The 6,211-nt window shown below is 67.7% G+C and carries 7 protein-coding genes; 3 read left to right on the forward strand and 4 right to left on the reverse strand.

The window, feature by feature from the left end; all coding sequences use genetic code 11:
- Positions 1-27 precede the first annotated feature (27 nt).
- Complete coding sequence (locus A9X05_RS13650) at positions 28-351, reverse strand: DUF732 domain-containing protein (RefSeq protein ID WP_067303584.1); 324 nt, start codon at positions 349-351, stop codon at positions 28-30.
- A gap of 141 nt (positions 352-492) precedes the next feature.
- Between A9X05_RS13650 and A9X05_RS13655 the strand changes: the two genes are divergently transcribed.
- Positions 493-1,008, forward strand: coding sequence for a hypothetical protein (locus tag A9X05_RS13655; RefSeq protein ID WP_156669859.1), 516 nt, complete (start codon positions 493-495; stop codon positions 1,006-1,008).
- Between the two features lie 19 nt (positions 1,009-1,027).
- Here A9X05_RS13655 and A9X05_RS13660 read toward each other — a convergent pair whose 3' ends face one another.
- Positions 1,028-1,741, reverse strand: coding sequence for a glycoside hydrolase (locus A9X05_RS13660; RefSeq protein WP_231969138.1), 714 nt, complete (start codon positions 1,739-1,741; stop codon positions 1,028-1,030).
- Between the two features lie 93 nt (positions 1,742-1,834).
- On the opposite strand from A9X05_RS13660, the gene A9X05_RS13665 reads away from it, so the two are divergent.
- On the forward strand, positions 1,835-2,335 hold the full coding sequence (locus A9X05_RS13665) for a nitroreductase family deazaflavin-dependent oxidoreductase (RefSeq protein ID WP_067747677.1): 501 nt from the start codon (positions 1,835-1,837) through the stop codon (positions 2,333-2,335).
- Positions 2,336-2,379: 44 nt separating this feature from the next.
- Here the strand turns inward: A9X05_RS13665 and A9X05_RS13670 are convergent, their stop codons facing one another.
- Together A9X05_RS13670 and A9X05_RS13675 are read right to left on the reverse strand one after the other, a co-directional pair.
- Positions 2,380-3,144, reverse strand: a complete 765-nt coding sequence (locus A9X05_RS13670) for a S9 family peptidase (protein WP_067747679.1) — start codon at positions 3,142-3,144, stop codon at positions 2,380-2,382.
- Between the two features lie 189 nt (positions 3,145-3,333).
- The gene (locus A9X05_RS13675) at positions 3,334-4,113 is read right to left on the reverse strand and encodes an alpha/beta fold hydrolase (protein WP_067747680.1); all 780 of its coding nucleotides are present in this window, start codon (positions 4,111-4,113) and stop codon (positions 3,334-3,336) included.
- 90 nt (positions 4,114-4,203) lie between these two features.
- Between A9X05_RS13675 and A9X05_RS13680 the strand changes: the two genes are divergently transcribed.
- The gene (locus tag A9X05_RS13680) at positions 4,204-5,970 is read left to right on the forward strand and encodes a GNAT family N-acetyltransferase (RefSeq protein WP_067747682.1); all 1,767 of its coding nucleotides are present in this window, start codon (positions 4,204-4,206) and stop codon (positions 5,968-5,970) included.
- Positions 5,971-6,211 lie beyond the last annotated feature (241 nt).

Genomic DNA, 6,211 nt, shown 5'->3' on the forward strand with positions numbered 1-6,211 from the left:
CGGGTCCCCGCATCGTGGTGTCAGGTTTCAGGCCGAGGTGACGTACTGCGGGCAGTAGGCCGAAGCGGCGTCGACGGCGAACGTCTTGGAGCCCTTGGCGCTCAGGCCGGTCGCCTGGGCCACCGCGTTGATGACCTCCTTGCTCGAGTGACCCTGGTCGAGGGCGTTGCACACGGCGTGCGCGTCCTTGACCGCGACCGAGGCGCTCGGCGGGGTGATGCCATCGGCGGCCAGCTGGGCGAGGAACGCGTCGTCGACCGAGCTCGCGCCCGCGGTGCCGGCGAGGCCGAGCGCGGCCAGGCCCAGGGCGGCGGTGCCGACGACGGAGGCGGTGAAACGGCGAGTGAACATCGGGGTCTCCTAGTGCTGATGTGGGTTTCTCGTGGACGCTGGGTGCGTTGATCACAGAATCAGCACGGGGGCTTAACGGGTTCTCAACGAATTCTTGGTGGGCCGTCGGGGGCGCGTCGTTGAGCCCGCACCATGGACCCGATGTCTTCCCGATGGCGGTTTCGCGGCGTCGCGGCGTTCGCCGCCGTCGCCGCGGCGGTCCAGCCCCTGCCCGCGATTCCCGTGCACGCCGCGCTGCCGTCGTGGAATGGGAAGTATTCGCTGGTCAGGTACGCCGTCAACAAGTCAGGCACCAGTGCGGCGGCGGCCCAATCCGAACCCACATTCAGCGCCGACTATGTCTTCGTCACCGCCTGCTCGTCGCGCCAGTGCGTGGCCACCGCCACCAACGGCCCCGTCCCCAAGAACCCGACCCTGCCCCAGCCCTCGCACTACACCTGGGACGGGGCTCGATGGGTCGAGCGCTTCGACTTCCAATGGGATTGCTACATGGGCGACGGCGTCCCCAAGGTGTGGGCACCCGCGCGCTCGTGGGCGTTCTACACGCCACAGCCGGACGGATCTTTGCGCGGCACCTGGCATACCGACATCAACGGCGGTCCCTGCGGCGGAAGCGTCGAAATGCCGGTGGCGGCGTTTGCCGCCGGTCCCGCATGAATGTCGTTGTCGCCCAGGATCACTGCTGCGGCGCGGGCGTCATCGAGGCGATGTAGTAAATTTCGTGCCCGGTCGGGTACCCGCCACCGTTGGTGGCGATATGAACGTGGTCGTAGTGATTGAGTGTCTCCGAACCGAGGTCGGCGGTCCAGCTTCCCCCACCAACGCCCGGGTAGATCTTCTGCCGCCAGATCACGTGGTTGATTCCCCAGCGTTTGGCGTTCGCCAGGGCGTAGCCGGCGATCTGGTTGCCCAGCTCGATGCCTTCGGGGCTGGCGTGGTTCGGGATCATGACATCGATCGCCAGCCCGTTGGGATGCCACGGCAAAGCGTCCTCCCGGTATCCGCCGATGGTGGTGATCTGCGGAAACAGCACGCTGATGGCGCGTTCCGCCCAGATCGTCTTGACCTGCAGCCTGTCCTCGGACCCGATGCCGTGGGGCAGCGCGACCTGGAATTGCTGGCCGGCGGCGGGCGGCGCGTTTGCGGTCAGCATCTCCACTTCCGCCGGTGTCGCGGTGTGCGGGGCGTTGGCCAGTGCGCTGGGCGCCGCGTCGGCCGGTCCGGCGGCCACGCTGGTGGCGGCCGCGGGCGGCGGGGCGGGCGCGGAGGGTCGCGGCTTCGCGCCCTGGGCGTAGACCATGCCGGCCGACAGGACGAGCGAGGCCACGATCGCCAGCCAACGACTCCGGCCGTTGGCTAACACATTCACGCCCACGACCAGCAGCTTAATGTCGCGGGCGACACCCGTGGGGCGTTTTCGACGGGTTATTCGGGTCGGGCGAATACGCCCCACGCCATGCTCCGTCGCGTCACAATGACACCCATGTCCGGCCAGACCTTCGCCGATGCCAACGCCTTCCACCGGGTCATGCGCCGCTTCGCCTCCACGACGGTGGGCGTGGCGCTGCTGCGCCCCACGGCGCACCACCTGGACCGGTTCATCACCAAGGTCAGCGGCGGCAGAAGCAGCTTCGCCGGCGTCGCAACCGGCATCCCCGTGGTCATGCTCACCACCACCGGCGCCAAATCCGGCGAGCCCCGCACCGTCGCCGTGTATGGGATCCCCCATCCAGATGGCCTGGCCCTCATCGCATCCAACTTCGGCGGCGCCAAGCATCCCGCCTGGTATCACAACCTGAAGGCCCACCCCGAGGCGACGGTGACTATCGGCCGCGACACCTGGCATACGACGGCGCGGCTCGCCACGCCGGGCGAGCGCGACGAGATCTGGGCGAAGGGCCTCGAGCTGTATCCCGGCTGGCGCAAGTACGAAGTGCGGGCAGGCAAGCGGCATATCGAGGCGTTCGTCCTGCCGCGGAACTGAACGACGATAGGCGCTGTCGCACAGAGTCGTTCGCGCTTCGCCGCCTAATCCGTATCGCCCAGGTACGCGTCGGCCCAGGCGCCGATGATTCGCCCGGCCCGGTGAGCCTGGCCGCGCGCGGTGAGGAAGTGATCCGAGCCCTCGAGCGAGACGAAACTGCGCGGGTGCCGGGCCAAGCGGAAGATCTCGCTGGCGTTCTCGATGCCGACCGTGTTGTCGGTGGGCGAGTGCAGGATGAGCAGCGGCAGGCGCAAGCCCTTGATCTTGTCGCGCAGGTGGGCCCGCCGCACGTCCTCGACGAACGCCCGCTTGAGCGTCAGCGTGCGCCCGCCGACCATCCATTCGGCGCTGCCCTCGGTCAGGCAGCGGTCGACGACTGCGTCGTAATGCTTTTCGACGTGGCTCGGGTCGACCGGCGCCGCGACCGTCACCACCGACCGCACTCCCGGCGACTGCCGGGCCGCGGCGAGCACCGCGGCGCCGCCCCACGAGTGCCCGATCAGGATGTCGGCCGGCGTTCCGCGGCCGGTCATGAATTCGCACGCCCTGGCGATGTCGTCGACCTTGACGGTGAACGACCCGTCGCCCCAGTCGCCCTCGGACCCGCCGAGGCCCAGCGCGTCGAAGCGCAGCATGCCGATGCCGTCGGTGGCCAGTTGCTTGCAGATCCGCGCCGCGGCGGGCGAGTCCTTGCCGAGCGTGAAGCCATGGGCGAACACGCCCCAGCCCCGCACCGTCCCGTCGGGCACTTCGATGACGCCGGCCAGTTGCGCGCCCGTCGAGCCCTGAAATGTGACGCGTTCGCCCATGCTGACGATCTAACCCGCCCGGGCCGGCGGTCGTAAGGCCGACCTACCTGCGAGAAGGTTTGTGTCCCCGGCAGGAACAATAACTGCGGAATCGAGCCACATGTTCGCAGTTCAGAGGCATATTGCGGGTGTGCGTGCCGGATCGCTCACGGCCGAAACGAAAGCCGTTGTGCGACAACCGCGTACAACTCACCCCCTGCGGGCGACGTCTTGGCTCAGGATCTGGGGCCAGGTCTCGACATCGGCCGGGGTGTGCGCCACGGTGAGCGTTGACCGCGGCATCAGTGCGGCAAGCGATTCCGCTGTCGACATCGGATGCGCCGGGTCGCCGACCCAGGCCAGAATTGTCGTCGGCACATCGATTCGTGCGACCGCTTCGCGAGCGGGCAGGTCGCTGAGAGCCGCGCCCCGAAACAGTGACGGCAGCAGCGCGTCGGCCACATCGGGAACTGTTTCGGGCGCGCCGACCGTGGCCGGCGGCGGAGTCGCCCCACGCGCCGACGCGATGAATGCCCCGACTCCCTCGGTTTCGATAAATTCGGCCGCAACCCGGTAGATCTCGGCCTGCGCGGGCCGGGTTTCCCACGCGGTGGCCGGCACCATGAGCGTGAGGCCGGCGAAGCGGTCCGGCTCGCGGGCGGCCGCGTGCAGGAGTGTGCCGGCACCCATGGAGGGGCCCACTCCGTGCACCCGTTCGCCGGGAAACCATTTGTCGAGCAGCTGCAGGAGATCCTCGGCAAGGCTTTCCCATCGGTAATCCTCCGGGACCTTGCGCCCGGTCGACTTGCCATGGCCGCGTGCGTCGTACCGCAGCAGTCGGGTCCCGCTCAGGCCCCTGCCGAGGTCGAGATTGAGCACCCGGTCACGCGCGCGGCTGGAGGTAAGTCCATGCAGTTGAACTACCGGATGACCACCTTCATCGCTCAGTTCAACCGCAAGCTCCGCTCCAGGAACCACGAAAGTGGACATCACGCAACTCTTCTCACGACCGGACGGCTCGCCCCGGAGCCGACCGCGCAGACCGAGCATTCAGGCTAACCGGGGCGTTAAGGTACCGCCATGCGGCTGACCAACGTCGCGCACCTGCGGCTACCCTTTGGACGACTCTGGGGCTACGACGTCTCGGTGTCTGACCTCGGCCGCCGGCTCCCGGTGTCCTTCGACCAGCGCATACACGTTGGTGCCGGCGCACGACCCGGCTCCTGGATGGCTCTGTCCATTCGGTTGCCGGCGGGGGTCAGCCGCCAATCGTTGGCCGATGCGTGGCTGGCCGTGATCGCCCGCCACGGCACCCTGCGAACGGCATTCACACCCGGGGCGGACGGCGATCCGCAACTGCATGAGATCGATATTCACCCAGGCCAGTGGGTAGAGCACGAGATCGCTGCGGGCCAGGCGGTCAACGACGCACTGCGAGTGGTTCTCAATGCGACGTGCTCGCCCTATCAGCGGCCCTCACATCGATTGTGTGTGCTGGAGACTGCCGCCGGATTGACGGTGGTGATCGCCGCCGACCACGCCCACGTGGACATGTGGTCAATGCTGGTGATTGCGCGGGACCTGTTGTCGATGCTCGCCGACGCCCGGATCGGACGTATGCCGTCGCCGCAACCGCCGCCGGCATTTGTCGTGCACACGCAGGCATTGCTGGACCTTCCCGCGGCACCGGAACGCGTGCGCGCGCGATGGGCACAAATCATCAGCGACAGCGGTGGGGTGATGCCACGGTTTCCGCTGCCGTTGGGTGAGTCCGGGCCGCATCCAGAACGCGTTGAAGTGCGTGACGTGTTCGATGTCGATGACGGCGCCGCGTTCGCCGCGCAGGCACGCGACGACGGTGTCTCGACGCTGGCACTCGCCGTGGTCGCCATGACCGCGGTGACCCGCGAGTTGGCCGGGGCGCCGCTGCGCGCGGTCTTCCCCGTGCACAGCCGATTTGAAGACAAATGGCACGACTCGGTGGGCTGGTTCATCACCAATTCGGTCCTGGAGTCGGCGGTTGCCGAGCCCCACGCCGCGGCCACCGCCGTCAAAGAGGCCGTGCAGCTTGGTTCCTGGCCACTGGCCGACGTACTGGCTCCGTGGGGTGGAATGCCCATCGCGCCAGGCATGTTCGCGATTTCCTGGCTGGACCAAAGCAGACTTCCGGTGCGCATCGACTCGGTCGGACTCGACGCCCAGTATGTGAGCGCGAGCGTTGACACCGACGGCGTCATGCTCTGGTTCATCCAGGACGAGTCCGGGCTACATCTGCGATGCCGCTACCCGGATACCGCGGAGGCACGAACCAACGTGGGGGCGTGGCTGGACCTGTTGGTGGCGCGCCTACAGGCACTGGCGCAGTCCTCGGTTCGGGGACTGCTGCGGGTGGCGGGCCGCACATATCGTGTGCAGCGCGCGACGCGCGAACACGTGGGGGTGATCGCCCAGCTGCTCTCCGACGACGAATTCGGTCAGGAACGCGAAGCCGCCGAACTCGAACGCTACGAGGCGGCCTACGACATCGTCGTTCGCGACCGATCCAACTACCTCGGCGTCGTCATGAACGGTTCCGACATGGTCGTCGCGACCGTGCAATTGACGATCATTCCCGGTCTTTCCCGCGGCGGCGCCACCCGGCTGCAGATCGAGGGATTACGCGTCGCCAAAGCCGAACGCGCACAGGGTCTTGGTACTGCACTCGTCGAGTGGGCACACAACTACGGCCGAGCGCACGGCGCACAGCTGGCGCAGGTGACCACAGACGAGGCTCGCGAACGGGCTCGGGCGTTCTATCGCCGGCTCGGGTACCACGCCGCCCACGTCGGGCTGAAACGCACCATCTGAGTCCGGTTTATCCGCGGTCAACGTTTCAGCGTGCGTGATGGCGTAGTCCCCGATTGTCTGTGCACCAGTCATTTCCGTTTCGCGGCGGTGTACGTGCCGTCGGCGCGGGCGGCGCTGTTCTGGAATCTGTAAGGCGTCAAGACCATCCATATCTACGACAGCAGCGCGGCGGTATTTCCCAAACCGGCAGCTGCTCAACGCCAACCGGTGACCTGGCACCGCTGGCCACCCGGCCGGCGCT

The sequence above is a fragment of the Mycobacterium sp. E3298 genome, assembly GCF_001666895.1.
In the GTDB taxonomy this organism is placed as follows: domain Bacteria; phylum Actinomycetota; class Actinomycetes; order Mycobacteriales; family Mycobacteriaceae; genus Mycobacterium.

Excerpts from the sequence above, each read along its gene's own strand:
- A9X05_RS13680 (WP_067747682.1), top strand. The coding sequence starts at position 4,204 with ATGCGGCTGACCAACGTCGCGCACCTGCGGCTACCCTTTGGACGACTC.
- A9X05_RS13670 (WP_067747679.1), bottom strand. The coding sequence starts at position 3,144 with ATGGGCGAACGCGTCACATTTCAGGGCTCGACGGGCGCGCAACTGGCC.
- A9X05_RS13650 (WP_067303584.1), bottom strand. The coding sequence starts at position 351 with ATGTTCACTCGCCGTTTCACCGCCTCCGTCGTCGGCACCGCCGCCCTG.
- A9X05_RS13665 (WP_067747677.1), top strand. The coding sequence starts at position 1,835 with ATGTCCGGCCAGACCTTCGCCGATGCCAACGCCTTCCACCGGGTCATG.
- A9X05_RS13675 (WP_067747680.1), bottom strand. The coding sequence starts at position 4,113 with ATGTCCACTTTCGTGGTTCCTGGAGCGGAGCTTGCGGTTGAACTGAGC.
- A9X05_RS13655 (WP_156669859.1), top strand. The coding sequence starts at position 493 with ATGTCTTCCCGATGGCGGTTTCGCGGCGTCGCGGCGTTCGCCGCCGTC.